This is a genomic window from Pseudomonas sp. SWRI18 (assembly GCF_014268345.1).
Classification (GTDB): Bacteria; Pseudomonadota; Gammaproteobacteria; order Pseudomonadales; family Pseudomonadaceae; genus Aquipseudomonas; species Aquipseudomonas cedrina.
The window spans coordinates 48,494-73,268 of sequence record NZ_JACCQQ010000027.1 but is presented as its reverse complement, the minus strand read 5'-3'; the positions used below and the strand labels follow the sequence as shown (position 1 = coordinate 73,268).

At 55.2% G+C, this 24,775-nt stretch carries 31 protein-coding genes; all 31 read left to right on the top strand.

All coding sequences use genetic code 11. The features are described from left to right. Positions 1 to 131: 131 nt before the first annotated feature. Positions 132 to 4,205, top strand: coding sequence for a DNA-directed RNA polymerase subunit beta (gene rpoB, locus H0Z09_RS24150; protein ID WP_186694045.1), 4,074 nt, complete (start codon positions 132 to 134; stop codon positions 4,203 to 4,205). Between the two features lie 64 nt (positions 4,206 to 4,269). Further along, a complete protein-coding gene (gene rpoC, locus H0Z09_RS24145) occupies positions 4,270 to 8,469 on the top strand; it encodes a DNA-directed RNA polymerase subunit beta' (protein WP_076952599.1) in 4,200 nt (1,399 codons plus the stop codon). A gap of 216 nt (positions 8,470 to 8,685) precedes the next feature. Beyond that, positions 8,686 to 9,057, top strand: coding sequence for a 30S ribosomal protein S12 (gene rpsL, locus H0Z09_RS24140; RefSeq protein ID WP_002555494.1), 372 nt, complete (start codon positions 8,686 to 8,688; stop codon positions 9,055 to 9,057). 119 nt (positions 9,058 to 9,176) lie between these two features. Continuing rightward, on the top strand, positions 9,177 to 9,647 hold the full coding sequence (rpsG, locus tag H0Z09_RS24135) for a 30S ribosomal protein S7 (protein ID WP_002555493.1): 471 nt from the start codon (positions 9,177 to 9,179) through the stop codon (positions 9,645 to 9,647). A 30-nt stretch (positions 9,648 to 9,677) separates the two neighbouring features. Then, complete coding sequence (fusA, locus tag H0Z09_RS24130) at positions 9,678 to 11,783, top strand: elongation factor G (protein WP_076952600.1); 2,106 nt, start codon at positions 9,678 to 9,680, stop codon at positions 11,781 to 11,783. Between the two features lie 30 nt (positions 11,784 to 11,813). Further along, complete coding sequence (gene tuf / locus H0Z09_RS24125; RefSeq protein ID WP_003176426.1) at positions 11,814 to 13,007, top strand: elongation factor Tu; 1,194 nt, start codon at positions 11,814 to 11,816, stop codon at positions 13,005 to 13,007. Positions 13,008 to 13,166: 159 nt separating this feature from the next. Beyond that, complete coding sequence (rpsJ, locus tag H0Z09_RS24120) at positions 13,167 to 13,478, top strand: 30S ribosomal protein S10 (protein ID WP_003186070.1); 312 nt, start codon at positions 13,167 to 13,169, stop codon at positions 13,476 to 13,478. Positions 13,479 to 13,559: 81 nt separating this feature from the next. Next, complete coding sequence (gene rplC, locus H0Z09_RS24115) at positions 13,560 to 14,195, top strand: 50S ribosomal protein L3 (protein ID WP_003194649.1); 636 nt, start codon at positions 13,560 to 13,562, stop codon at positions 14,193 to 14,195. Between the two features lie 12 nt (positions 14,196 to 14,207). After that, positions 14,208 to 14,810 carry a 50S ribosomal protein L4 gene (rplD, locus tag H0Z09_RS24110; protein WP_057014518.1) on the top strand — a complete coding sequence of 201 codons (603 nt, stop codon included), beginning with the start codon at positions 14,208 to 14,210 and terminating at the stop codon, positions 14,808 to 14,810. Next, entirely contained in the window at positions 14,807 to 15,106 is a 300-nt protein-coding gene (rplW, locus tag H0Z09_RS24105) for a 50S ribosomal protein L23 (protein WP_002555488.1), read from the top strand. Before rplD ends, rplW begins: the two co-directional genes overlap by 4 nt. Before the next feature lie 14 nt (positions 15,107 to 15,120). Beyond that, the gene (rplB, locus tag H0Z09_RS24100) at positions 15,121 to 15,945 is read left to right on the top strand and encodes a 50S ribosomal protein L2 (protein ID WP_003176423.1); all 825 of its coding nucleotides are present in this window, start codon (positions 15,121 to 15,123) and stop codon (positions 15,943 to 15,945) included. A gap of 16 nt (positions 15,946 to 15,961) precedes the next feature. Continuing rightward, on the top strand, positions 15,962 to 16,237 hold the full coding sequence (rpsS, locus tag H0Z09_RS24095) for a 30S ribosomal protein S19 (protein WP_003232420.1): 276 nt from the start codon (positions 15,962 to 15,964) through the stop codon (positions 16,235 to 16,237). A gap of 11 nt (positions 16,238 to 16,248) precedes the next feature. Continuing rightward, complete coding sequence (gene rplV, locus H0Z09_RS24090; protein ID WP_003103908.1) at positions 16,249 to 16,581, top strand: 50S ribosomal protein L22; 333 nt, start codon at positions 16,249 to 16,251, stop codon at positions 16,579 to 16,581. 13 nt (positions 16,582 to 16,594) lie between these two features. Beyond that, positions 16,595 to 17,281, top strand: coding sequence for a 30S ribosomal protein S3 (rpsC, locus tag H0Z09_RS24085; RefSeq protein WP_003176422.1), 687 nt, complete (start codon positions 16,595 to 16,597; stop codon positions 17,279 to 17,281). A 12-nt stretch (positions 17,282 to 17,293) separates the two neighbouring features. Beyond that, positions 17,294 to 17,707, top strand: coding sequence for a 50S ribosomal protein L16 (rplP, locus tag H0Z09_RS24080; RefSeq protein WP_003232424.1), 414 nt, complete (start codon positions 17,294 to 17,296; stop codon positions 17,705 to 17,707). Continuing rightward, positions 17,707 to 17,898 carry a 50S ribosomal protein L29 gene (gene rpmC / locus H0Z09_RS24075; RefSeq protein ID WP_002555481.1) on the top strand — a complete coding sequence of 64 codons (192 nt, stop codon included), beginning with the start codon at positions 17,707 to 17,709 and terminating at the stop codon, positions 17,896 to 17,898. Before rplP ends, rpmC begins: the two co-directional genes overlap by 1 nt. Before the next feature lie 2 nt (positions 17,899 to 17,900). Continuing rightward, a complete protein-coding gene (gene rpsQ / locus H0Z09_RS24070) occupies positions 17,901 to 18,167 on the top strand; it encodes a 30S ribosomal protein S17 (RefSeq protein ID WP_003176419.1) in 267 nt (88 codons plus the stop codon). A 23-nt stretch (positions 18,168 to 18,190) separates the two neighbouring features. After that, positions 18,191 to 18,559: a 50S ribosomal protein L14 gene (gene rplN / locus H0Z09_RS24065; protein ID WP_002555479.1), complete on the top strand. Its 369-nt coding sequence runs from the start codon at positions 18,191 to 18,193 to the stop codon at positions 18,557 to 18,559. A gap of 11 nt (positions 18,560 to 18,570) precedes the next feature. Beyond that, entirely contained in the window at positions 18,571 to 18,885 is a 315-nt protein-coding gene (rplX, locus tag H0Z09_RS24060; RefSeq protein WP_003176416.1) for a 50S ribosomal protein L24, read from the top strand. Positions 18,886 to 18,905: 20 nt separating this feature from the next. Then, positions 18,906 to 19,445, top strand: a complete 540-nt coding sequence (gene rplE / locus H0Z09_RS24055; RefSeq protein ID WP_003176415.1) for a 50S ribosomal protein L5 — start codon at positions 18,906 to 18,908, stop codon at positions 19,443 to 19,445. Between the two features lie 13 nt (positions 19,446 to 19,458). Continuing rightward, the gene (gene rpsN / locus H0Z09_RS24050) at positions 19,459 to 19,764 is read left to right on the top strand and encodes a 30S ribosomal protein S14 (RefSeq protein ID WP_003176414.1); all 306 of its coding nucleotides are present in this window, start codon (positions 19,459 to 19,461) and stop codon (positions 19,762 to 19,764) included. Positions 19,765 to 19,971: 207 nt separating this feature from the next. After that, positions 19,972 to 20,364 (top strand): 30S ribosomal protein S8, encoded by a 393-nt coding sequence (gene rpsH, locus H0Z09_RS24045; protein ID WP_003176413.1) that lies wholly within the window; start codon positions 19,972 to 19,974, stop codon positions 20,362 to 20,364. Between the two features lie 12 nt (positions 20,365 to 20,376). Beyond that, positions 20,377 to 20,910 carry a 50S ribosomal protein L6 gene (rplF, locus tag H0Z09_RS24040; RefSeq protein ID WP_003176412.1) on the top strand — a complete coding sequence of 178 codons (534 nt, stop codon included), beginning with the start codon at positions 20,377 to 20,379 and terminating at the stop codon, positions 20,908 to 20,910. Between the two features lie 10 nt (positions 20,911 to 20,920). Next, positions 20,921 to 21,271: a 50S ribosomal protein L18 gene (gene rplR / locus H0Z09_RS24035; RefSeq protein ID WP_003176410.1), complete on the top strand. Its 351-nt coding sequence runs from the start codon at positions 20,921 to 20,923 to the stop codon at positions 21,269 to 21,271. Between the two features lie 3 nt (positions 21,272 to 21,274). Next, the gene (gene rpsE, locus H0Z09_RS24030) at positions 21,275 to 21,775 is read left to right on the top strand and encodes a 30S ribosomal protein S5 (protein ID WP_003176409.1); all 501 of its coding nucleotides are present in this window, start codon (positions 21,275 to 21,277) and stop codon (positions 21,773 to 21,775) included. Between the two features lie 2 nt (positions 21,776 to 21,777). After that, positions 21,778 to 21,954 (top strand): 50S ribosomal protein L30, encoded by a 177-nt coding sequence (gene rpmD, locus H0Z09_RS24025; protein ID WP_003176408.1) that lies wholly within the window; start codon positions 21,778 to 21,780, stop codon positions 21,952 to 21,954. Positions 21,955 to 21,957: 3 nt separating this feature from the next. Further along, positions 21,958 to 22,395: a 50S ribosomal protein L15 gene (rplO, locus tag H0Z09_RS24020; protein ID WP_003176407.1), complete on the top strand. Its 438-nt coding sequence runs from the start codon at positions 21,958 to 21,960 to the stop codon at positions 22,393 to 22,395. Beyond that, on the top strand, positions 22,396 to 23,724 hold the full coding sequence (secY, locus tag H0Z09_RS24015) for a preprotein translocase subunit SecY (protein ID WP_003194637.1): 1,329 nt from the start codon (positions 22,396 to 22,398) through the stop codon (positions 23,722 to 23,724). It abuts the gene before it with no gap. Positions 23,725 to 23,752: 28 nt separating this feature from the next. Next, entirely contained in the window at positions 23,753 to 23,869 is a 117-nt protein-coding gene (gene rpmJ / locus H0Z09_RS24010; RefSeq protein WP_002555468.1) for a 50S ribosomal protein L36, read from the top strand. A gap of 129 nt (positions 23,870 to 23,998) precedes the next feature. After that, positions 23,999 to 24,355: a 30S ribosomal protein S13 gene (rpsM, locus tag H0Z09_RS24005; RefSeq protein WP_003210063.1), complete on the top strand. Its 357-nt coding sequence runs from the start codon at positions 23,999 to 24,001 to the stop codon at positions 24,353 to 24,355. A 30-nt stretch (positions 24,356 to 24,385) separates the two neighbouring features. After that, positions 24,386 to 24,775 (top strand): 30S ribosomal protein S11, encoded by a 390-nt coding sequence (gene rpsK, locus H0Z09_RS24000; protein WP_002555466.1) that lies wholly within the window; start codon positions 24,386 to 24,388, stop codon positions 24,773 to 24,775.

Below are 24,775 nucleotides of genomic sequence, written 5' to 3'. Positions count from 1 at the left end.
TCGACTCGGTCGCCGCCATTAACGCGCTGTAGCCACCCGATGCGGTGGTGCAAACCATGGGGTTTGCAAGATTTTCTGGCTGCTCCCGTCGGGAGGGCCAAACAAGCAGGTGACCAAGCTGGGGAACGCTGATGGCTTACTCATATACTGAGAAAAAACGTATCCGCAAGGACTTTAGCAAGTTGCCGGACGTCATGGATGTCCCGTACCTTCTGGCTATCCAGCTGGATTCGTATCGTGAATTCTTGCAGGCGGGAGCGACCAAAGATCAGTTCCGCGACGTGGGCCTGCATGCGGCCTTCAAATCCGTTTTCCCGATCATCAGCTACTCCGGCAATGCTGCGCTGGAGTACGTCGGTTATCGCCTGGGCGAACCGGCATTTGATGTCAAAGAATGCGTGTTGCGCGGTGTTACGTACGCCGTACCTTTGCGGGTAAAAGTCCGCCTGATCATTTTCGACAAAGAATCGTCGAACAAAGCGATCAAGGACATCAAAGAGCAAGAAGTCTACATGGGCGAAATCCCGCTGATGACTGAAAACGGTACCTTCGTTATCAACGGTACCGAGCGTGTAATCGTTTCCCAGCTGCACCGTTCCCCGGGCGTGTTCTTCGACCACGACCGCGGCAAGACGCACAGCTCCGGTAAGCTCCTGTACTCCGCGCGGATCATTCCGTACCGCGGTTCGTGGCTGGACTTCGAGTTCGACCCGAAAGACTGCGTGTTCGTGCGTATCGACCGTCGTCGCAAGCTGCCGGCCTCGGTACTGCTGCGCGCGCTCGGCTATACCACCGAGCAAGTGCTGGATGCCTTCTACACCACCAACGTATTCAGCCTGAAGGATGAAACCCTCAAGCTGGAGCTGATCGCTTCGCGTCTGCGTGGTGAAATTGCCGTCCTGGACATCCAGGATGAGAAGGGCAAGGTCATTGTTGAAGCCGGCCGCCGTATCACCGCGCGCCACATCAACCAGATCGAAAAAGCCGGTCTCAAAGAGCTGGAAGTGCCGCTGGACTACGTCCTGGGTCGCACTACCGCCAAGGTCATCGTTCACCCGGCGACAGGCGAAATCCTGGCCGAGTGCAACACCGAGCTGAACACCGAGATCCTGGCCAAGATCGCCAAGGCTCAGGTCGTTCGCATCGAGACCCTGTACACCAACGACATCGACTGCGGTCCGTTCATCTCCGACACATTGAAGATCGACTCCACCAGCAACCAATTGGAAGCGCTGGTCGAGATCTATCGCATGATGCGTCCTGGTGAGCCACCAACCAAAGACGCTGCCGAGACCCTGTTCAACAACCTGTTCTTCAGCCCTGAGCGCTATGACCTGTCTGCGGTCGGCCGGATGAAGTTCAACCGTCGTATCGGTCGTACCGAGATCGAAGGTTCGGGCGTGCTGTGCAAGGAAGACATCGTTGCGGTCCTGAAGACCCTGGTCGACATCCGTAACGGCAAGGGCATTGTCGATGACATCGACCACCTGGGTAACCGTCGTGTTCGCTGCGTAGGCGAAATGGCCGAGAACCAGTTCCGCGTTGGCCTGGTGCGTGTTGAGCGTGCGGTCAAAGAGCGTCTGTCGATGGCTGAAAGCGAAGGCCTGATGCCGCAAGACCTGATCAACGCCAAGCCAGTGGCTGCCGCGGTGAAAGAGTTCTTTGGTTCCAGCCAGCTCTCGCAGTTCATGGACCAGAACAACCCGCTCTCCGAGATCACCCACAAGCGCCGTGTTTCCGCACTGGGCCCGGGCGGTCTGACCCGTGAGCGTGCAGGCTTTGAAGTTCGTGACGTACACCCGACGCACTACGGTCGTGTTTGCCCGATCGAAACGCCGGAAGGTCCGAACATCGGCCTGATCAACTCCCTGGCTGCTTATGCACGCACCAACCAGTACGGCTTCCTTGAGAGCCCGTACCGTGTGGTGAAGGAAGGTCTGGTTACCGACGAGATCGTGTTCCTGTCCGCCATCGAAGAAGCTGATCACGTGATCGCCCAGGCTTCGGCCACGATGAACGACAAGAAAGTCCTGATCGACGAACTGGTAGCGGTTCGTCACTTGAACGAGTTCACCGTCAAGGCGCCGGAAGACGTCACCCTGATGGACGTATCGCCCAAGCAGGTAGTTTCGGTTGCAGCGTCGCTGATCCCGTTCCTGGAGCACGATGACGCCAACCGTGCGTTGATGGGTTCCAACATGCAGCGTCAAGCTGTACCAACCCTGCGCGCTGACAAGCCGCTGGTAGGTACCGGCATGGAACGTAACGTAGCCCGTGACTCCGGCGTTTGCGTCGTGGCTCGCCGTGGCGGCGTGATCGACTCCGTTGATGCCAGCCGTATCGTGGTTCGTGTTGCCGATGATGAAGTCGAAACCGGTGAAGCCGGCGTCGACATCTACAACCTGACCAAATACACCCGTTCGAACCAGAACACCTGCATCAACCAGCGTCCGCTGGTGCGTAAGGGTGATCGCGTTCAGCGTAGCGACATCATGGCCGACGGCCCGTCCACCGACATGGGTGAACTGGCACTGGGTCAGAACATGCGCATCGCGTTCATGGCCTGGAACGGTTACAACTTCGAAGACTCCATCTGCCTGTCGGAACGCGTTGTTCAAGAAGATCGCTTTACCACGATCCACATCCAGGAACTGACCTGTGTGGCACGTGACACCAAGCTTGGGCCAGAGGAAATCACTGCAGACATCCCGAACGTGGGTGAAGCTGCACTGAACAAGCTGGACGAAGCCGGTATCGTTTACGTAGGTGCTGAAGTTGGCGCAGGCGACATCCTGGTCGGTAAGGTCACTCCGAAAGGCGAGACCCAACTGACTCCGGAAGAAAAACTGCTGCGTGCCATCTTCGGTGAAAAAGCCAGCGACGTTAAAGACACCTCCCTGCGTGTACCAACCGGTACCAAGGGTACTGTCATCGACGTACAGGTCTTCACCCGTGACGGCGTTGAGCGTGATGCTCGTGCACTGTCCATCGAGAAGACCCAGCTCGACGAGATCCGCAAGGACCTGAACGAAGAGTTCCGCATCGTTGAAGGCGCGACCTTCGAACGTCTGCGTTCCGCTCTGGTAGGCCACAAGGCTGAAGGCGGCGCAGGCCTGAAGAAAGGTCAGGACATCACCGACGAAGTCCTCGACGGTCTTGAGCACGGCCAGTGGTTCAAGCTGCGCATGGCTGAAGATGCTCTGAACGAGCAGCTCGAGAAGGCCCAGGCCTATATCGTTGATCGTCGCCGTCTGCTGGACGACAAGTTCGAAGACAAGAAGCGCAAACTGCAGCAGGGCGATGACCTGGCTCCAGGCGTGCTGAAAATCGTCAAGGTTTACCTGGCAATCCGTCGTCGCATCCAGCCGGGCGACAAGATGGCCGGTCGTCACGGTAACAAGGGTGTGGTCTCCGTGATCATGCCGGTTGAAGACATGCCGCACGATGCCAATGGCACCCCGGTCGACGTTGTCCTCAACCCGTTGGGCGTACCTTCGCGTATGAACGTTGGCCAGATCCTCGAAACCCACCTGGGCCTCGCGGCCAAAGGTCTGGGCGAGAAGATCAACCGTATGATCGAAGAGCAGCGCAAGGTCGCAGACCTGCGTAAGTTCCTGCACGAGATCTACAACGAGATTGGCGGTCGCAACGAAGAGCTCGAAACCTTCACCGACCAGGAAATCCTGGACCTGGCGAAGAACCTGCGCGGCGGCGTTCCAATGGCTACCCCGGTGTTCGACGGTGCCAAGGAAAGCGAAATCAAGGCCATGCTGAAACTGGCAGACCTGCCGGAAAGCGGCCAGATGCAGCTGTTCGACGGCCGTACCGGCAACAAGTTCGAGCGCCCGGTTACCGTTGGCTACATGTACATGCTGAAGCTGAACCACTTGGTAGACGACAAGATGCACGCTCGTTCTACCGGTTCGTACAGCCTGGTTACCCAGCAGCCGCTGGGTGGTAAGGCTCAGTTCGGTGGTCAGCGTTTCGGGGAGATGGAGGTCTGGGCACTGGAAGCATACGGTGCTGCTTACACTCTGCAAGAAATGCTCACAGTGAAGTCGGACGATGTGAACGGTCGGACCAAGATGTACAAAAACATCGTGGACGGCGATCACCGTATGGAGCCGGGCATGCCCGAGTCTTTCAACGTGTTGATCAAAGAAATTCGTTCCCTCGGCATCGATATCGATCTGGAAACCGAATAACACGTGACGCGAATCGAGAGCGGGGCCGTTTGGCCCGCTCTCTGCTCCGCCAGGAGGAAAGGCCTTGAAAGACCTACTGAATTTGCTGAAAAACCAGGGTCAAGTCGAAGAGTTCGACGCCATCCGTATTGGATTGGCATCGCCTGAGATGATCCGTTCGTGGTCGTTCGGTGAAGTTAAAAAGCCGGAAACCATCAACTACCGTACGTTCAAACCCGAGCGTGACGGCCTGTTCTGCGCCAAGATCTTTGGCCCGGTCAAGGATTACGAGTGCCTGTGCGGTAAGTACAAGCGCTTGAAGCACCGTGGTGTGATCTGCGAGAAGTGCGGCGTTGAAGTTGCACTGGCCAAGGTTCGTCGTGAGCGCATGGCGCACATCGAGCTGGCTTCGCCGGTTGCCCACATCTGGTTCCTGAAATCGCTGCCGTCCCGTATCGGCTTGCTGATGGACATGACCCTGCGTGATATCGAACGCGTTCTCTATTTCGAGAGCTATGTTGTTATCGATCCAGGCATGACCACCCTTGAAAAAGGTCAGCTGCTCAATGACGAGCAGTACTTCGAAGCGCTGGAAGAGTTCGGCGACGATTTCGATGCCCGCATGGGTGCCGAGGCTGTCCGCGAGCTGCTGCACGCTATCGACCTGGAGCACGAGATTGGCCGTCTGCGTGAAGAAATTCCGCAAACCAACTCCGAAACCAAAATCAAGAAGCTGTCCAAGCGTCTGAAGTTGATGGAAGCCTTCCAGGGTTCCGGCAACTTGCCAGAGTGGATGGTGCTGACCGTTCTGCCGGTTTTGCCGCCAGACCTGCGTCCGCTGGTACCATTGGATGGTGGTCGTTTCGCGACGTCCGACCTCAACGACCTGTACCGCCGCGTGATCAACCGTAACAACCGCTTGAAGCGCCTGCTCGATCTGTCCGCTCCGGACATCATCGTGCGCAACGAAAAGCGTATGTTGCAGGAAGCGGTCGATGCCTTGCTCGACAACGGCCGTCGTGGCCGTGCTATCACCGGTTCCAACAAGCGCCCTCTGAAATCCCTGGCTGACATGATCAAGGGTAAGCAGGGTCGTTTCCGTCAGAACTTGCTCGGTAAGCGTGTTGACTACTCCGGTCGTTCGGTAATTACCGTAGGCCCGACCCTGCGTTTGCACCAGTGCGGTCTGCCCAAGAAGATGGCACTTGAGCTGTTCAAGCCCTTCATCTTCGGCAAGCTGGAAATGCGCGGTCTCGCGACCACCATCAAAGCGGCCAAGAAAATGGTTGAGCGCGAACTGCCAGAGGTTTGGGACGTTCTCGCTGAAGTGATCCGTGAACACCCGGTTCTCCTCAACCGTGCACCGACCCTTCACCGTCTGGGTATCCAGGCGTTTGAACCGGTACTGATCGAAGGCAAGGCTATCCAGCTGCACCCTCTGGTCTGTGCTGCGTACAACGCCGACTTCGACGGCGACCAAATGGCCGTGCACGTACCGCTGACACTGGAAGCCCAGTTGGAAGCGCGTGCGTTGATGATGTCGACCAACAATATTCTGTCGCCAGCCAACGGTGAGCCAATCATCGTTCCGTCGCAGGACGTTGTATTGGGTCTGTACTACATGACCCGTGAAGCGATCAACGCTAAGGGCGAAGGTCGTGTGTTCGCTGACCTGCAGGAAGTTGATCGTGTGTTCCGTGCCGGTGAAGCCGCCTTGCACGCCAAGGTCAAAGTGCGGATCCACGAAACCGTGAACGACCGTGATGGCGGCAGCGTGAGCAACGTTCGTATCGTCGACACCACTGTTGGCCGTGCGCTGTTGTATCAAGTTGTGCCGAAAGGTCTGTCGTACGACGTCGTCAACCTGCCGATGAAGAAAAAGGCTATCTCCAAGCTGATCAACCAATGCTACCGCGTGGTTGGTCTGAAAGAGACCGTGATCTTCGCTGACCAGTTGATGTACACAGGTTTTGCCTATTCGACCATTTCCGGCGTTTCCATCGGTGTTAACGACTTTGTTATCCCGGATGAAAAAGCCCAGATCATCGCCGCTGCTACCGATGAAGTGAAAGAGATCGAAAGCCAGTATGCCTCCGGCCTGGTAACCCAGGGCGAGAAGTACAACAAGGTGATCGACCTTTGGTCCAAGGCCAACGACGAAGTGTCGAAGGCGATGATGGCTAACCTCTCGAAAGAGAAGGTTATCGACCGTCATGGCGTGGAAGTCGATCAAGAGTCGTTCAACTCGATGTACATGATGGCCGACTCGGGCGCACGGGGTTCTGCGGCGCAGATCCGTCAGCTCGCCGGTATGCGTGGCCTGATGGCCAAGCCGGACGGTTCCATCATCGAAACGCCGATTACCGCGAACTTCCGTGAAGGTTTGAGCGTACTCCAGTACTTCATCTCCACTCACGGTGCTCGTAAAGGTCTGGCGGATACCGCGTTGAAGACCGCCAACTCCGGTTACCTGACGCGTCGTCTGGTAGACGTTGCGCAAGACTTGGTTGTGACTGAAGTCGACTGCGGTACCGAACACGGTCTGCTGATGACTCCGCACATCGAAGGCGGCGACGTTGTAGAGCCGTTGGGTGAGCGCGTACTGGGTCGAGTGATCGCCCGTGACGTATTCAAGCCAGGTACCGAGGAAATCATCGTTCCTGCCGGCACTCTGGTAGATGAGAAGTGGGTCGAGTTCATCGAACTCAACAGCATCGACGAAGTGATCGTTCGCTCGCCGATCAGCTGCGAAACCCGCTACGGCATCTGCGCCAAGTGCTACGGCCGTGACTTGGCTCGCGGCCACCAGGTGAACATCGGTGAAGCGGTCGGCGTTATCGCTGCCCAGTCCATCGGTGAGCCAGGTACCCAGCTGACCATGCGTACGTTCCACATCGGTGGTGCGGCAAGCCGGACCTCCGCAGCCGACAGTGTTCAGGTGAAGAATGGTGGTACCGTCCGCCTGCACAACCTGAAACATGTTGAGCGAGTGGATGGCCACCTGGTTGCCGTGTCCCGTTCCGGTGAGCTGGCAATCGCTGATGACTACGGTCGTGAGCGTGAGCGTTACAAGCTGCCATACGGTGCTGTAATTTCGGTGAAAGAGGGTGACAAGGTCGACGCTGGCGCAATCGTGGCCAAGTGGGATCCGCACACTCACCCAATCGTTACCGAAATGAAAGGTACCGTGACCTACGTGGGCATGGAAGAAGGCATCACGATCAAGCGTCAGACTGACGAATTGACCGGTATGACCAACATTGAAGTACTCGACGCGAAAGATCGTCCAGCTGCCGGTAAAGACATCCGTCCTGCCGTGAAGATGGTCGACGACAACGGCAAGGACTTGTTGCTGCCAGGCACTGACGTAATCGCTCAGTACTTCCTGCCAGCCAACGCCCTGGTCGGTGTAGCGGATGGTGCGAAGATCGCGATCGGTGATGTTATCGCGCGTATCCCGCAAGAAACTTCGAAGACACGTGACATCACCGGTGGTCTGCCGCGTGTTGCCGACTTGTTCGAAGCGCGTCGTCCGAAAGAAGCGTCGATTCTGGCTGAAGTCAGCGGCACCATCGCATTCGGTAAAGAAACCAAAGGCAAGCGCCGCCTGGTGATCACCCCGAACGACGGTACCGATCCGTACGAAGAGCTGATTCCGAAGTGGCGTCACCTGAACGTCTTCGAAGGCGAACAGGTAAACCGCGGCGAAGTTATCTCCGACGGTCCGAGCGATCCACACGACATCCTGCGTCTGCTGGGTGTGAGTGCGCTGGCCAAGTACATCGTTAACGAGATCCAGGACGTTTACCGCCTGCAAGGCGTGAAAATCAACGATAAGCACATCGAGACCATCCTGCGTCAGATGCTGCGTAAAGTTGAAATCGCTGAATCCGGCGATTCCAGTTTCATCAAGGGCGACCAGATGGAACTGACTCACGTACTGGTAGAGAACGAGCGCCTGGGCGCGGAAGACAAGTTTGTCTCCAAGTTCACTCGCGTGCTGCTGGGTATCACCAAGGCGTCGTTGTCCACTGAGTCGTTCATCTCGGCGGCCTCCTTCCAGGAGACCACCCGCGTACTGACCGAAGCAGCGGTAACCGGCAAGCGCGATTACCTGCGCGGTCTGAAAGAAAACGTAGTCGTGGGTCGTCTGATCCCGGCGGGTACCGGTTTGGCTTACCACAGCGAGCGCAAGCGCCGCCGTGATGCTGACAAGCCGCTGCGCGTAAGCGCCAGTGAAGTGGAAGCTGCACTGACCGAAGCACTGAACTCAAGCGGTAACTGAGTTCTGCAGTAGATGAGTCCGGGCCCTGGCAGCCCCATTCGTCGGATCGAGGCAAATTTGCCCCGATTCGATGAGCGGGGATGTCGGGGCCTTGCCTTGACTGGGGGCAAGATCCTCTTTAGACTCTTGTACCCCTAAATTTGGCGGGAATTCGTTCCTGCCATTTTGCTTTTCTTGTAAGACAATAGCGTCGCAAGACAACAGTGGAGCTAGTAGATGGCAACTATCAACCAGCTGGTACGTCAGCCGCGTAAGCGTATCGTCGAGAAATCCGACGTGCCTGCGCTGCAGAACTGCCCGCAACGTCGTGGCGTATGCACCCGTGTGTATACCACCACGCCGAAAAAACCTAACTCGGCACTGCGTAAAGTATGCCGTGTGCGCCTGACCAACGGTTTCGAGGTTTCCTCGTACATCGGTGGTGAAGGTCACAACCTGCAAGAGCACAGCGTGGTACTGATCCGAGGCGGTCGTGTAAAAGACTTGCCAGGTGTTCGTTACCACACCGTACGCGGCTCCTTGGATACTTCCGGCGTTAAAGGTCGTAACCAGGGTCGTTCGAAGTACGGTACCAAGAAGCCTAAGTAGTAGCGGCTTTTTGTAAAAACTGAATCATCTTATTTTCTGAGTCGATAAGAGTAAGGTCGGAGCCGTCCCGCAAGGGCGCTAATTCCGAACGAACCTGAAGACCGTTTGAGGGCTTATCCATGCCAAGAAGACGCGTAGCAGCCAAGCGCGAAGTGCTTGACGATCCAAAATACGGAAGCCAAATCCTGGCCAAGTTCATGAACCACGTGATGGAAAGCGGCAAGAAAGCCGTTGCCGAGCGTATCGTTTATGGCGCGCTGGAAAAGGTTAAAGAACGCAAGAACAGCGACCCCCTGGAAATCTTCGAGAAAGCTCTCGACGCCATCGCTCCGCTGGTCGAAGTGAAGTCGCGCCGTGTAGGCGGTGCTACTTACCAGGTTCCGGTCGAAGTTCGTCCGTCCCGTCGTAACGCTCTGGCAATGCGCTGGTTGGTAGACTTCGCCCGTAAGCGCGGCGAGAAGTCTATGGCCCTGCGTTTGGCTGGCGAACTGTTGGACGCTGCTGAAGGTAAAGGTGCTGCTGTTAAGAAGCGTGAAGACGTGCACCGTATGGCTGAAGCTAACAAAGCTTTCTCGCACTACCGCTTCTAATCTTAGCTTCACTAATTTTGCGAGGGCTTTATGGCTCGTACTACTCCGATTAGCCGCTACCGTAACATCGGTATCGTTGCTCACGTGGATGCTGGTAAAACCACCACCACCGAGCGCGTACTGTTTTACACTGGCAAAAGTCACAAGATGGGCGAGGTGCATGACGGCGCCGCGACCACAGACTGGATGGTTCAAGAGCAGGAGCGTGGTATTACCATTACTTCTGCTGCTATTACCGCCTTCTGGAAAGGTTCCGAGAAGCAGTACAAAGATGAGCATCGCTTCAACGTAATCGATACCCCGGGTCACGTAGACTTCACCATTGAAGTTGAGCGTTCCCTGCGCGTACTCGACGGCGCTGTCGTTGTGTTCTGTGGTACCTCGGGTGTTGAGCCTCAGTCGGAAACCGTATGGCGTCAAGCCAACAAATACGGCGTTCCACGTCTTGTTTACGTCAACAAGATGGACCGTGCCGGTGCGAACTTCCTGCGCGTGATCGCTCAGATCAAGCAGCGCTTGGGTCACACTCCGGTGCCAATCCAGTTGGCTATCGGTTCCGAAGATAATTTCCAGGGTCAGATCGATCTGCTGACCATGGAAGCTGTCTACTGGAACGATGCCGACAAGGGTATGGTTCCTGTTCGCAAGCCTATCCCTGCTGAACTGCAGGAACTGGCTGACGAATGGCGCAACAACATGGTTGAAGCCGCGGCCGAAGCCAACGAAGAACTGATGAACAAGTACCTCGAAGGTGAAGAACTCACCAACGTGGAAATCAAGGCCGCTCTGCGTCAGCGTACTATCGCTGGTGAAATCGTCCTGGCTGTTTGTGGTTCCTCGTTCAAGAACAAGGGCGTTCCCCTGGTTCTCGATGCTGTGATCGACTACCTGCCGGCACCGGTTGATATTCCAGCCATCAAGGGTACCGACCCGGATGACGAGACTATCGAGCTGGAGCGTCATGCAGACGACGCAGAACCGTTCTCCGCTCTGGCATTTAAAATTGCCACTGACCCATTCGTGGGTACCTTGACCTTCGTCCGCGTTTACTCGGGCGTGTTGAACTCCGGCGACGGCGTGATCAACTCGGTTAAAGGCAAGAAAGAGCGCGTGGGCCGTATGGTGCAAATGCACGCAAACGCCCGCGAAGAGATCAAGGAAGTACGCGCTGGTGACATCGCGGCCTTGATCGGCATGAAGGACGTCACCACCGGTGAAACCTTGTGCAACGCTGACAAGCCAATCATCCTGGTTCGCATGGACTTCCCGGAGCCGGTTATTTCGGTTGCCGTAGAGCCTAAGACCAAGGATGACCAGGAAAAAATGGGTATCGCTCTGGGCAAGCTTGCTCAGGAAGATCCATCTTTCCGCGTCAAGACTGATGAAGAGACTGGTCAAACGATCATCTCCGGCATGGGCGAGCTTCACCTGGACATCCTGGTTGACCGGATGCGCCGTGAGTTCAACGTCGAAGCCAACATCGGTAAGCCTCAGGTTTCCTATCGTGAGCGCATCACGAAGAACTGTGAAATCGAAGGCAAGTTCGTTCGTCAGTCCGGCGGTCGTGGTCAGTTCGGTCACTGCTGGATCCGTTTTGCTCCTGCTGACGAAGGTCAGGAAGGTCTGCAATTCGTGAACGAAGTAGTAGGTGGTGTGGTTCCTAAGGAATACATCCCTGCTATCCAGAAGGGTATCGAAGAGCAGATGAAGAACGGTGTTGTTGCCGGCTATCCGCTGATCGGCCTGAAAGCAACCGTTTTTGACGGTTCTTACCACGACGTCGACTCCAACGAGATGGCGTTTAAGGTGGCTGCCTCCATGGCAACCAAGCAACTGGCCCAGAAGGGCGGTGGTGAGTTGCTTGAGCCAATCATGGCGGTAGAAGTTGTTACACCTGAAGACTATATGGGTGATGTCATGGGCGACCTTAACCGTCGTCGCGGCATGATTCTGGGTATGGAAGACACGGTTTCCGGCAAAGTGATTCGCGCCGAGGTTCCGTTGGGTGAGATGTTCGGTTATGCGACCGACGTTCGTTCCATGTCTCAGGGTCGCGCAAGCTACTCTATGGAATTCAAAAAATACAACACAGCTCCGGCGCACATCGCTGAAACTGTATCCAAAAAACAAGGCTGATTCAGTCCTTTAGGCAAGGAGTTAATTGTCGTGGCTAAAGAAAAATTTGATCGTTCCCTACCGCACGTCAACGTTGGCACCATCGGTCACGTTGACCACGGTAAAACCACTCTGACTGCTGCTCTGACTCGCGTTTGCTCCGAAGTTTTCGGTTCCGCAATCGTTGATTTCGATAAAATCGACAGCGCACCAGAAGAAAAAGCTCGTGGTATCACCATCAACACCGCGCACGTTGAATACAACTCGCTGATCCGTCACTACGCTCACGTTGACTGCCCAGGTCACGCTGACTATGTGAAGAACATGATCACCGGTGCTGCCCAGATGGACGGCGCAATCCTGGTTTGCTCGGCCGCTGATGGTCCGATGCCACAAACCCGTGAGCACATCCTGCTGTCCCGTCAGGTTGGCGTTCCGTACATCGTGGTTTACCTGAACAAGGCCGACCTGGTAGACGACGCTGAGCTGCTGGAACTGGTTGAGATGGAAGTGCGCGATCTGCTGAGCACTTACGACTTCCCAGGCGACGACACTCCGATCATCATCGGTTCTGCTCGTATGGCTCTGGAAGGCAAAGACGATAACGAAATGGGCACCACGTCCGTTCGTAAACTGGTTGAGACTCTGGACAGCTACATCCCAGATCCAGTCCGTGTTATCGACAAGCCATTCCTGATGCCAATCGAAGACGTATTCTCGATCTCCGGTCGCGGTACTGTTGTGACTGGTCGTATCGAGCGCGGTATCGTCAAGGTTCAAGATCCACTGGAAATCGTTGGTCTGCGTGACACTACCGTCACCACCTGCACCGGTGTTGAAATGTTCCGTAAACTGCTCGACGAGGGGCGTGCTGGCGAGAACTGCGGCGTTCTGCTGCGTGGTACCAAGCGTGACGACGTTGAGCGTGGCCAGGTTCTGGTCAAGCCAGGTTCGGTTAAGCCGCACACCAAGTTCGAAGCTGAAGTGTACGTGCTGAGCAAAGAAGAAGGCGGTCGTCACACTCCGTTCTTCAAAGGCTACCGTCCACAGTTCTACTTCCGTACTACTGACGTGACTGGTAACTGCGAACTGCCGGAAGGCGTTGAGATGGTAATGCCGGGCGACAACATCAAAATGGTTGTTACCCTGATCAAAACCATCGCAATGGAAGACGGTCTGCGTTTCGCAATTCGCGAAGGCGGCCGTACCGTTGGTGCTGGCGTTGTAGCTAAAATCATCGAGTAATTATCTCTTCTGAGATAGTTCTGATGTTTTGAAAAGGCCCCCGCTCAGCGGGGGCCTTTTTTATTGGGTTGACACCTATCAGGGCCGTCTATAGAATTGCGCCTCCTTTTAACGGGCGTATTGCGCTCGCTGGGAATAGCAGCCGGAGTCTGAAATCCAATGCAAAATCAGCAAATCCGTATCAGGTTGAAGGCTTTTGACCATCGCCTGATCGACCAATCCACCCAGGAAATCGTGGAAACCGCGAAACGTACTGGTGCTCAAGTGCGTGGTCCAATTCCACTGCCTACCCGTAAAGAGCGGTTCACCGTTCTGGTCTCCCCGCACGTCAACAAAGACGCGCGTGACCAGTACGAGATCCGTACTCATAAGCGCGTACTGGACATCGTCCAGCCAACGGATAAAACCGTTGATGCACTTATGAAGCTCGATCTGGCGGCCGGTGTGGAAGTACAGATCAGCCTCGGCTAAGACTTGGGTCTTAGTCGTGTAACGCTCTGAAATGGGCGGCCATAGCGGGTGAAAGCCCCGTACACTCATGAGGTTTACAACATGACTATTGGTGTAGTCGGTCGTAAATGCGGTATGACCCGTATTTTCACCGAAGAAGGTGTCTCCATTCCGGTCACGGTCATTGAGATCGAGCCGAATCGCGTCACCCAGTTCAAAACTGAAGAAACCGATGGCTATCGTGCAGTGCAAGTCACTGTCGGCGAGCGTCGTGCTTCGCGCGTGACTGCTGCTCAAGCAGGTCACTTCGCTAAAGCAAACGTTGCAGCTGGTCGCACCGTCATGGAGTTCCGTCTTGAAGACGGCGACTACCAGGCTGGCGATCTGATCAACGCTGAAATCTTCGCCGCTGGTCAACTGGTTGATGTAACCGGTCAGTCCAAGGGTAAAGGCTTCCAGGGTACGATCAAGCGTTGGAATTTCCGTGGCCAAGACAACACTCACGGTAACTCCGTTTCCCACCGCGTCCCGGGCTCTATTGGCCAGTGCCAGACTCCTGGTCGTGTATTCAAGGGCAAAAAAATGTCCGGTCATATGGGCGCTGAGCGCGTGACCGTGCAGTCCCTCGAAGTAGTGCGCGTCGACGCTGAACGCAATCTGTTGTTGGTCAAGGGTGCTGTTCCTGGCGCTACTGGCGGCAACCTGGTTGTACGTCCAGCGGCCAAGGCTCGCGGTTAAGGGGAAGCTGACATGCAATTAAATGTAAATGACGCTCAAGCGATCGAAGTTTCCGAACTGACATTTGGCGGCGAATTCAACGAGACGCTGGTTCACCAAGCAGTCGTGGCCTACATGGCCGGCGGCCGTCAAGGTAGCAAGCAGCAAAAGACCCGTTCCGACGTACGTGGTGGCGGTAAGCGCCCTTGGCGTCAGAAAGGCACTGGCCGTGCTCGTGCCGGTACTATCCGTAGCCCAATCTGGCGTGGCGGCGGTACCACTTTCGCAGCTCGTCCACAGGATCACTCGCAGAAACTCAACAAGAAGATGTACCGCGCAGCTCTGCGCTCCATCCTTGCTGAACTCGTGCGTACTGATCGTCTGGTCGTGGTTCAGGACTTCGCTGTTGAAAGTCCAAAAACCAAAGAACTGCTGGGCAAACTGACCAACATGAGCCTGACCGACGTTTTGATCGTGTCCGAAGCTGTTGATCAGAACCTGTACCTGGCTGCTCGCAACCTGCCACACGTTGATGTACGTGACGTGCAAGGTTCCGATCCAGTTAGTCTGATCGCATACGACAAGGTGTTGATCACCGTGTCGGCCGTGAAGAAATTCGAGGAGCTGCTGGGATGAACCAGGAACGCGTATTTAAAGTTCTGCTTGGCCCGCACGTTTCCGAAAAGGCTACGGTTCTGGCTGACAAGAAAGGCCAGTTCGTTTTCAAGGTTGCAACTGACGCAACCAAGCTGGAAATCAAGAAGGCCGTCGAAAGCCTGTTCAGCGTGAAAGTAGAGCGTGTTACTACCCTGAATGTTCTGGGTAAGAGCAAGCGTACTGCTCGCGGTCTGGGCAAGCGTAATGACTGGAAGAAGGCAGTTATCTCCCTTCAGCCAGGCCAAGATCTCGATTTCAGCAGCAGTGCTGAGTAAGGAAGGGGTGCATCATGGCAATCGTTAAATGCAAACCGACTTCCCCTGGCCGCCGTTTTGTGGTCAAGGTGGTCAACCAGGAGCTGCATAAAGGCGCTCCTCACGCACCGCTGCTCGAGAAAAAATCGAAGACTGGTGGTCGTAACAACAATGGTCGTATTACCACTCGTCACATCGGTGGTGGCCATAAGCAGCATTATCGTCTGGTCGATTTCCGTCGCAACGACAAAGATGGCATCTCTGCCACTGTCGAGCGTATTGAATACGATCCAAACCGTACTGCTCACATCGCTCTGCTGCTGTACGCAGATGGCGAGCGTCGCTACATCATCGCCCCTAAAGGCGTGAGTGCTGGCGACCAGCTGATCGCAGGTGCCTTGGCGCCGATCAAGCCGGGCAACGCTCTGCAACTGCGCAACATTCCAGTTGGTAGCACCGTACACGGCATCGAATTGAAGCCAGGTAAAGGCGCGCAAATCGCTCGTTCCGCTGGTGCTTCGGCTCAGCTGATCGCTCGTGAAGGTGTCTACGTGACCCTGCGTCTGCGTTCTGGTGAGATGCGTAAAGTGCTGGCTGAATGCCGCGCGACCCTGGGCGAAGTCTCGAACTCCGAGCACAGCCTGCGTTCGCTGGGTAAAGCTGGTGCCAAACGCTGGCGTGGCGTTCGCCCAACCGTTCGTGGTGTTGCCATGAACCCGGTTGACCACCCACACGGTGGTGGTGAAGGTCGTACCTCTGGTGGTCGTCATCCGGTATCGCCATGGGGCTTCCCGACTAAGGGCGCGAAGACTCGTGGTAATAAGCGTACCGACAAAATGATCGTCCGTCGTCGCAAGTAAATAGAGGGATACGACAGTGCCACGTTCTCTGAAAAAAGGTCCTTTTATTGATCTTCACCTACTGAAGAAGATCGAAGTGGCGGCGGAAAAGAACGATCGCAAACCAGTTAAGACCTGGTCGCGTCGTTCGATGATCCTGCCACAAATGGTCGGTTTGACCATCGCTGTACACAACGGTCGCTTGCACGTCCCAGTTCTCGTGAACGAAGACATGGTCGGCCACAAACTAGGCGAGTTTGCCGGTACCCGCACTTATCGTGGGCACGTGGCAGACAAGAAAGCCAAGCGTTAAGGGGTTAGGAAATGGAAGTAGCCGCTAAGTTGTCGGGCGCTCGAATCTCCGCCCAGAAAGCCCGCTTGGTCGCCGACCAGATCCGCGGGAAGAAGGTGGGCGAAGCGCTCAACCTGTTGGCTTTCAGCAGTAAGAAAGCCGCCGAGATCATGAAGAAAGTGCTGGAGTCGGCCGTAGCCAACGCCGAGCATAACGAAGGCGCAGACGTTGATGACCTTAAGGTCAGCACCGTTTTCGTCAACGAAGGGCGTTCGCTGAAGCGAATCATGCCACGTGCCAAAGGCCGTGCTGATCGCATCGTCAAGCGGTCTTGCCATATCACTGTCAAGGTTGCTGACAAGTAACGGAGTCGAAGAGATGGGTCAGAAAGTACATCCCATTGGCATTCGCCTGGGAATCGTCAAGGAACACACCTCCGTCTGGTATGCAGACGGCCGGACTTATGCGGACTATTTGTTCGCTGATCTGAAGGTGCGTGAGTATCTCCAAGACAAACTAAAAAGCGCGTCCGTAAGCCGTATCGATATCCATCGCCCGGCGCAAACCGCACGTATCACCATCCACACTGCTCGTCCAGGTATTGTTATCGGGAAGAAAGGTGAAGATGTTGAGAAACTGCGTCAGGACCTGACCAAGCAAATGGGTGTGCCTGTGCACATCAATATCGAAGAGATCCGCAAGCCGGAGCTCGACGGTATGCTGGTTGCGCAGAGCGTAGCTCAGCAGCTGGAGCGTCGTGTCATGTTCCGTCGCGCTATGAAGCGCGCCGTACAGAACGCCATGCGCATTGGTGCCAAAGGCATCAAAATCCAAGTGAGCGGTCGTCTCGGCGGTGCTGAAATCGCACGTACTGAATGGTATCGCGAAGGTCGTGTGCCACTGCACACCCTGCGTGCCGACATCGACTATGCCAACTACGAAGCTCACACCACTTACGGTGTGATCGGTGTAAAGGTTTGGATCTTCAAAGGCGAAGTAATTGGTGGTCGCCAAGAAGAACTGAAACCACAAGCACCAGCGCCTCGTAAAAAAGCTGCTAAGTAAGGGGTACGCCAAATGTTGCAACCAAAGCGTACGAAGTTCCGCAAGCAGATGACAGGCCACAACCGTGGTCTGGCTCAGCGCGGTAGCAAAGTCAGCTTCGGCGAGTTCGCGCTGAAGTCTGTAGCTCGTGGTCGTCTCACCGCTCGTCAGATCGAGTCAGCGCGTCGTGCACTGACCCGTCACGTAAAACGTGGTGGCAAGATCTGGATCCGTGTATTCCCGGACAAGCCGATCTCCAAAAAACCTCTCGAGGTTCGTATGGGTAAAGGTAAGGGTAACGTGGAATACTGGGTAGCCCAGATTCAGCCAGGCAAAGTCCTGTATGAAATCGAGGGCGTAACTGAAGAGCTGGCGCGTGAGGCTTTTGCCCTGGCTGCTGCAAAGCTGCCGCTCGCCACCGCCTTTGTTAAACGGACGGTGATGTGATGAAAGCGAATGAACTTCGTGAAAAATCCGCACAGCAGCTGAACGAGCAACTGCTCGGCCTGCTGCGCGACCAGTTCAATCTGCGTATGCAGAAAGCAACTGGCCAGTTGGGGCAGTCTCATCTGCTCTCGCAAGTTAAGCGTGACATTGCTCGCGTGAAGACTGTGCTCAACCAGCAGGCAGGTAAGTGATCATGGCTGAAGCCGAAAAGACTGTCCGTACGCTGACTGGCCGTGTTGTCAGCGACAAGATGGACAAAACCATCACCGTTTTGATCGAGCGTCGCGTTAAGCACCCGATCTACGGTAAATATGTTAAGCGTTCGACTAAGCTGCACGCGCACGACGAAACCAATCAGTGCCACATCGGCGACAAAGTCACTATTCGTGAAACTCGTCCGCTGGCCAAGACCAAGTCTTGGGCACTGGTTGATGTTCTCGAACGCGCTGTGGAAGTCTAAGGACTAGGGGTCGGAGAAATTATATGATTCAGACTCAATCCATGCTCGATGTGGCCGATAACAGCGGCGCTCGCCGCGTTATGTGCATCAAGGTGCTGGGTGGCTCCCATCGTCGTTACGCTGGTATCGGTGACATCATCAAGGTTACTGTCAAGGAAGCGATTCCTCGCGGTAAAGTGAAAAAAGGCCAAGTGATGACTGCTGTTGTAGTCCGCACTCGTCACGGCGTACGTCGTGCTGATGGCTCCATTATCCGCTTTGATGGCAACGCTGCTGTTCTTCTGAACAACAAGCAAGAGCCTATCGGCACCCGTATCTTTGGGCCAGTGACCCGTGAACTTCGTACTGAGAAGTTCATGAAGATCGTCTCGCTCGCCCCAGAAGTGCTGTAAGGAGATCCGACATGCAAAAGATTCGTCGTGACGACGAGATCATCGTGATCGCCGGCAAAGACAAAGGTAAGCGCGGTAAGGTGCTTAAGGTTCTCGCTAATAACCGTCTGGTTATCGGTGGTCTGAACCTGGTCAAGCGTCATACCAAGCCTAACCCGATGTCGGGCGTGCAAGGCGGTATCGTCGAAAAAGAAGCTCCACTGGACGCTTCTAACGTCGCCATTTTCAACGGCGAAACCAACAAGGCTGACCGCGTTGGTTTCAAAGTAGAAGATGGCAAGAAAATTCGTGTCTTCAAGTCGACCCAAAAAGCGGTTGATGCTTGAACACTGCTAGGTAGAAGACCATGGCACGACTAAAAGAGATTTACTGGAAAGAAATCGCACCGAAGCTTAAGGAAGAACTTAAGCTTTCGAACGTGATGGAAGTTCCACGCGTTACCAAAATCACCCTGAACATGGGTTTGGGCGAAGCGGTCGGTGACAAAAAAGTCATCGAGCACGCTGTTGCTGACCTGGAAAAGATCACCGGTCAAAAAGTCGTTGTGACTTACGCTCGGAAATCCATCGCTGGCTTTAAAGTCCGCGAAGGCTGGCCGATCGGCGTCAAAGTGACTCTGCGCCGTGAGCGTATGTACGAATTCCTGGATCGTCTGCTGTCGATCTCCCTGCCTCGGGTTCGCGACTTCCGCGGCCTGAATGCCAAGTCCTTCGATGGTCGTGGTAACTACAGCATGGGCGTGAAAGAGCAGATCATCTTCCCGGAAATCGACTACGACAAGATCGATGCTCTCCGCGGTCTGGACATCACCCTGACCACCACTGCCAAGAACGATGATGAAGGTCGCGCCCTGTTGCGTGCTTTCAAATTCCCGTTCCGCAACTGATTGGAGTAGGACCATGGCCAAGATGAGCATGAAAAACCGCGAGCTGAAGCGTCAGCTCACGGTTGCCAAGTACGCCAAGAAGCGTGCAGCACTGAAAGCGATCATCGTTGATCTGAACGCAAGTCCAGAAGCGCGTTGGGAAGCTACAGTTGCCCTGCAGAAGCAGCCACGTGATGCAAGCGCCTCGCGCATGCGTAACCGCTGCCGCCTTACCGGTCGTCCACACGGCGTTTACCGCAAGTTCGGCCTCGGCCGTAACAAACTGCGTGAAGCGGCAATGCGTGGTGACGTACCAGGTCTGGTTAAAGCCAGCTGGTAAGTACTTTCAGCGTCAAGGCGGTTGGTATCGCAAGATACTGACCGCCGGTGACCTTGAATCTGGAACAAGCCCCTTTTGGGGCTTGTTTCATTTCCGCAGTGTGTCTAAAATACGCGGCTCGCCTGAGCCCGTGTGTTTTATGCTCGGAGATTCTCGGCGACATATGTAGCCGCAAGGCTAATTTTTTTGTATTAGGAGCGTCTAGCCATGAGTATGCAGGACCCGTTAGCGGACATGCTAACTCGTATCCGTAATGCCCAGATGGCTGAAAAGTCCGTCGTAAGCATGCCATCTTCCAAATTGAAGGTAGCTGTTGCCAAAGTCCTCAAAGACGAAGGCTACATTGCGGGTTATCAGATCAGCAGCGAAATCAAACCTCTGCTGTCCATCGAGCTGAAGTACTTCGAAGGCCGTTCGGTCATCGAAGAAGTGAAGCGCGTTAGCCGTCCAGGCCTGCGTCAGTACAAGTCCGCTGAAGATCTGCCGAAAGTTCGTGGCGGTCTGGGCGTGTCTATCGTCTCCACCAACAAAGGTGTGATGACGGATCGTGCTGCGCGCGCTGCCGGTGTCGGCGGCGAAGTTCTTTGCACTGTGTTCTAAGGGGGGATAAGCATGTCACGCGTCGCTAAGAACCCCGTTAAGCTGCCAGCCGGTGTCGAAGTCAAATTCGCAGGCCAACAGCTTTCGGTGAAGGGTGCCAAGGGCACTCTTGAACTGAACATCCATTCGTCCGTTGAGATCGTTGAAGAAGCTGGTGAGCTGCGTTTCGCTGCTCGCAATGGCGATCAACAAACTCGCGCAATGGCCGGTACCACGCGTGCGTTGGTAAACAACATGGTCCAAGGCGTAAGCCAAGGCTTCGAGCGCAAGCTCCAGCTGGTCGGTGTTGGTTACAAAGCGCAAGCAAAAGGCACGGTTCTGAACCTTGCCCTTGGCTTCTCGCACCCAGTGGATTACGAACTGCCGGAAGGCATCACCGCTGAGACCCCTAGCCAAACCGATATCCTGATCAAGGGCATCGACAAGCAGCTGGTAGGTCAGGTGGCCGCTGAGATCCGCGACTTCCGTCCACCAGAGCCGTACAAAGGCAAAGGTGTGCGCTACGCGGACGAAGTCGTCCGTCGTAAAGAAGCCAAGAAGAAGTAGGGCATAGCAAATGACCGACAAAAAAGTTACTCGACTGCGTCGCGCTCGCAAAGCACGCCTGAAAATGCACGAACTCGAAGTCGTGCGTCTCTGCGTGTACCGCTCGTCGCAGCACATCTACGCCCAGGTCATCTCGGCCGACGGCAACCAGGTCCTGGCAAGCGCCTCGACTTTGGATAAAGAACTGCGTGATGGTGCCACCGGCAACATCGACGCGGCCACTAAGGTTGGCCAGCTGGTCGCTACGCGTGCTAAGGCCGCTGGCGTCTCGCAAGTGGCTTTCGACCGCTCTGGCTTCAAGTACCACGGCCGCGTTAAAGCGCTGGCTGATGCTGCTCGTGAAGCTGGGCTGGAGTTCTAAGTTATGTCAAATAACGACCAAAAGCGCGACGAAGGCTACATTGAGAAGCTGGTTCAAGTTAACCGTGTAGCCAAAACCGTTAAAGGCGGCCGTATCTTCACTTTCACCGCGTTGACCGTGGTGGGTGATGGTAAGGGGCGTGTTGGCTTCGGCCGTGGCAAGTCACGTGAAGTGCCTGCCGCGATCCAGAAGGCAATGGAAGCTGCTCGCCGCAACATGATCCAAGTTGATCTGAACGGCACCACGCTGCAGTACGCAATGAAGTCCGCCCATGGCGCTTCGAAGGTGTACATGCAGCCTGCTTCTGAAGGTACCGGTATCATCGCTGGCGGCGCTATGCGTGCTGTCCTCGAAGTTGCTGGCGTCCAGAACGTTCTGGCCAAGTGCTACGGCTCGACTAACCCTGTAAACGTGGTTCACGCCACTTTCAAGGGTCTGAAAGCTATGCAATCTCCTGAGTCCATTGCTGCCAAGCGCGGCTTGACTGTCAAGGAGATCTTCTGATCATGGCTACCGTTAAAGTAACGCTGATCAAAAGCATGACCGGCCGCATCCCTAACCACAAATTGTGCGTTAAAGGTCTGGGTCTGCGTCGCATCGGTCACACTGTAGAAGTCCAGGATACTCCCGAGAATCGCGGGATGATCAACAAGGCTTACTACATGCTGCGTGTAGAGGGTTAATCGATGAAACTCAATGATCTGAGTCCAGCGCCGGGTTCCCGTCGCGAAAAGCATCGTCCGGGCCGTGGTATCGGTAGCGGTTTGGGTAAGACTGGTGGCCGTGGCCACAAAGGTCAAACCTCCCGCTCCGGTGGCACCATCGCTCCAGGCTTTGAAGGCGGTCAACAGCCGCTGCATCGTCGCCTGCCTAAGTTCGGTTTCGTATCCCTGAAGGCCATGGACCGCGCAGAAGTGCGTCTGTCCGAGCTGGCTAAAGTGGAAGGCGACATCGTTACTGTGCAGACCCTGAAAGATGCCAACGTGATCAACGTCAACGTACAGCGTGTGAAAATCATGCTGTCCGGTGAAGTGACTCGCGCTGTCACTATCGGCAAGGGAATCGGCGCCACCAAAGGTGCGCGTTCGGCTATCGAAGCAGCTGGCGGCAAGTTCGAGGAATAAATGGCTAAGCAAGGTGCTCTCTCAGCGCTCGGCAAAGGCGGTATGTCTGAACTTTGGGCTCGTCTGCGTTTTCTGTTCCTGGCGATTATCGTCTACCGAATAGGCGCACACATCCCGGTTCCAGGTATCAACCCGGACCGACTCGCAGACCTGTTTCGACAGAATGAGGGGACCATTCTTAGCTTGTTCAACATGTTTTCCGGCGGCGCGCTGGAACGGATGAGCATCTTTGCACTGGGGATCATGCCGTACATTTCGGCATCGATCATCATGCAGCTGATGACCGCCGTCAGTCCGCAGTTGGAGCAGTTGAAGAAGGAAGGTGAAGCTGGTCGTCGCAAGATTAGCCAGTACACCCGCTACGGCACTGTCGTCCTCGCCCTGGTTCAAGCTATCGGCATGTCCGTTGGCCTGGCCGGGCAGGGCGTTGCGTTCACTGGTGACTTTGGCTTCCATTTCGTCGCGGTATCCACTTTTGTGGCTGGTGCGATGTTCATGATGTGGCTGGGTGAGCAGATTACTGAGCGTGGTGTTGGCAACGGTATCTCGATGTTGATTTTCGCAGGTATCGTCGCCGGTCTTCCGAGAGCAATCGGGCAGTCTTTCGAGTCTGCACGACAGGGTGATATCAATATCTTCGCCCTGGTTGCCATCGGTTTGCTGGCAGTAGCGATTATCGGTTTTGTGGTGTTCATTGAGCGTGGTCAGCGTCGTATTGCTGTTCACTACGCCAAGCGTCAGCAGGGCCGTAAGGTCTTTGCTGCGCAGACCAGCCACTTGCCGCTGAAAGTGAATATGGCCGGCGTTATTCCGGCAATTTTCGCGAGCAGCATTTTGCTGTTTCCGGCTTCGTTGGGTACCTGGTTTGGTCAGTCCGAAAATATGGGCTGGCTGCAGGACCTCTCTCAGTCGATCGCTCCTGGTCAGCCGTTGAATATTCTGCTGTTTAGTGCAGGGATTATTTTCTTCTGCTTCTTCTATACGGCGTTGATGTTCAATCCGAAAGACGTAGCGGAAAACCTGAAGAAGTCCGGTGCCTTTATTCCGGGTATTCGTCCAGGTGAGCAGTCTGCGCGCTACATTGATGGCGTTCTGACTCGTTTGACCCTGTTCGGTGCTCTATATATGACGGCCGTGTGTCTGCTTCCCCAGTTCCTGGTGGTTGCAGCAAACGTTCCGTTCTACCTTGGCGGGACCTCGTTGCTGATCGTGGTCGTGGTTGTGATGGACTTCATGTCCCAAGTACAATCGCACCTCGTTTCGCACCAGTACGAATCCCTGATGAAGAAAGCCAACCTGAAGGGCTACGGCAGCGGCATGTTGCGCTGAGTACCCCATAAGGTTCGAGGAGTTGGTGATGAAAGTTCGTGCATCGGTGAAAAAGCTGTGCCGTAACTGCAAGATTATTCGCCGCGAAGGTGTTGTTCGAGTAATTTGCAGCGCGGAACCGCGTCACAAACAGCGCCAAGGCTGAATGTGATCCGCTTGAAGCCCGGCAGCTAGTGCGCTGCCGGGTTGATTATTTGTTATTACAGCGATATTATCTCGCGCCCTATTTCTTGGCTTCCGGGGCGTAGGTAGCTGTCAATTGGAGTCCCACTGAATGGCCCGTATTGCAGGCGTTAACATTCCAGATAACAAGCACACTGTTATCTCGCTGACCTACATCTATGGTGTTGGTCGCACTACTGCGCAGAAAATTTGCGCAGACACTGGGGTAAACCCAGCCGCAAAGATCAAGGATCTGAGCGACGAGCAGATCGAGCTGTTGCGTGGCGAAGTGGCGAAGTTCACCACTGAAGGTGACCTGCGTCGCGAAATCAACATGAAAATCAAGCGTTTGATGGACCTCGGTTGCTACCGCGGTCTGCGTCATCGTCGTGGTCTTCCAGTACGCGGTCAGCGTACCAAGACTAACGCGCGTACCCGTAAAGGTCCGCGTAAGCCGATCCGCAAGTAATCGCCCACGCGAATCGACAGGAAAATTATCATGGCAAAACCTGCTGCTCGTCCTCGTAAAAAAGTTAAAAAGACAGTGGTTGATGGCATCGCCCACATCCATGCATCTTTTAACAACACCATCGTGACCATCACCGACCGTCAAGGTAACGCGCTTTCTTGGGCTACCTCCGGTGGTTCGGGTTTCCGCGGTTCCCGCAAGTCCACCCCGTTTGCTGCTCAAGTAGCTGCTGAACGTGCTGGCCAAGCTGCGCTGGAATACGGCCTGAAAAACCTCGACGTTAACGTCAAAGGTCCAGGTCCAGGTCGTGAGTCTGCTGTCCGTGCTTTGAACGGCTGTGGCTATAAGATCGCCAGCATCACCGACGTGACGCCAATCCCGCACAACGGGTGCCGTCCGCCGAAGAAGCGCCGCGTGTAA

Coding starts and splice junctions, on each gene's coding strand:
- rplN (WP_002555479.1), top strand. CDS start 18,191: ATGATTCAGACTCAATCCATGCTCGATGTGGCCGATAACAGCGGCGCT.
- rplD (WP_057014518.1), top strand. CDS start 14,208: ATGCAATTAAATGTAAATGACGCTCAAGCGATCGAAGTTTCCGAACTG.
- rplC (WP_003194649.1), top strand. CDS start 13,560: ATGACTATTGGTGTAGTCGGTCGTAAATGCGGTATGACCCGTATTTTC.
- rpsL (WP_002555494.1), top strand. CDS start 8,686: ATGGCAACTATCAACCAGCTGGTACGTCAGCCGCGTAAGCGTATCGTC.
- rplE (WP_003176415.1), top strand. CDS start 18,906: ATGGCACGACTAAAAGAGATTTACTGGAAAGAAATCGCACCGAAGCTT.
- rplV (WP_003103908.1), top strand. CDS start 16,249: ATGGAAGTAGCCGCTAAGTTGTCGGGCGCTCGAATCTCCGCCCAGAAA.
- rpsE (WP_003176409.1), top strand. CDS start 21,275: ATGTCAAATAACGACCAAAAGCGCGACGAAGGCTACATTGAGAAGCTG.
- rpoB (WP_186694045.1), top strand. CDS start 132: ATGGCTTACTCATATACTGAGAAAAAACGTATCCGCAAGGACTTTAGC.
- rplP (WP_003232424.1), top strand. CDS start 17,294: ATGTTGCAACCAAAGCGTACGAAGTTCCGCAAGCAGATGACAGGCCAC.
- rpsQ (WP_003176419.1), top strand. CDS start 17,901: ATGGCTGAAGCCGAAAAGACTGTCCGTACGCTGACTGGCCGTGTTGTC.
- rpsG (WP_002555493.1), top strand. CDS start 9,177: ATGCCAAGAAGACGCGTAGCAGCCAAGCGCGAAGTGCTTGACGATCCA.
- rplO (WP_003176407.1), top strand. CDS start 21,958: ATGAAACTCAATGATCTGAGTCCAGCGCCGGGTTCCCGTCGCGAAAAG.
- rpmJ (WP_002555468.1), top strand. CDS start 23,753: ATGAAAGTTCGTGCATCGGTGAAAAAGCTGTGCCGTAACTGCAAGATT.
- rplF (WP_003176412.1), top strand. CDS start 20,377: ATGTCACGCGTCGCTAAGAACCCCGTTAAGCTGCCAGCCGGTGTCGAA.
- rplB (WP_003176423.1), top strand. CDS start 15,121: ATGGCAATCGTTAAATGCAAACCGACTTCCCCTGGCCGCCGTTTTGTG.
- rpsM (WP_003210063.1), top strand. CDS start 23,999: ATGGCCCGTATTGCAGGCGTTAACATTCCAGATAACAAGCACACTGTT.
- rpmD (WP_003176408.1), top strand. CDS start 21,778: ATGGCTACCGTTAAAGTAACGCTGATCAAAAGCATGACCGGCCGCATC.
- rplR (WP_003176410.1), top strand. CDS start 20,921: ATGACCGACAAAAAAGTTACTCGACTGCGTCGCGCTCGCAAAGCACGC.
- rpsN (WP_003176414.1), top strand. CDS start 19,459: ATGGCCAAGATGAGCATGAAAAACCGCGAGCTGAAGCGTCAGCTCACG.
- rpsJ (WP_003186070.1), top strand. CDS start 13,167: ATGCAAAATCAGCAAATCCGTATCAGGTTGAAGGCTTTTGACCATCGC.
- rpsH (WP_003176413.1), top strand. CDS start 19,972: ATGAGTATGCAGGACCCGTTAGCGGACATGCTAACTCGTATCCGTAAT.
- rpsC (WP_003176422.1), top strand. CDS start 16,595: ATGGGTCAGAAAGTACATCCCATTGGCATTCGCCTGGGAATCGTCAAG.
- rpmC (WP_002555481.1), top strand. CDS start 17,707: ATGAAAGCGAATGAACTTCGTGAAAAATCCGCACAGCAGCTGAACGAG.
- secY (WP_003194637.1), top strand. CDS start 22,396: ATGGCTAAGCAAGGTGCTCTCTCAGCGCTCGGCAAAGGCGGTATGTCT.
- rplX (WP_003176416.1), top strand. CDS start 18,571: ATGCAAAAGATTCGTCGTGACGACGAGATCATCGTGATCGCCGGCAAA.
- rplW (WP_002555488.1), top strand. CDS start 14,807: ATGAACCAGGAACGCGTATTTAAAGTTCTGCTTGGCCCGCACGTTTCC.
- fusA (WP_076952600.1), top strand. CDS start 9,678: ATGGCTCGTACTACTCCGATTAGCCGCTACCGTAACATCGGTATCGTT.
- rpsK (WP_002555466.1), top strand. CDS start 24,386: ATGGCAAAACCTGCTGCTCGTCCTCGTAAAAAAGTTAAAAAGACAGTG.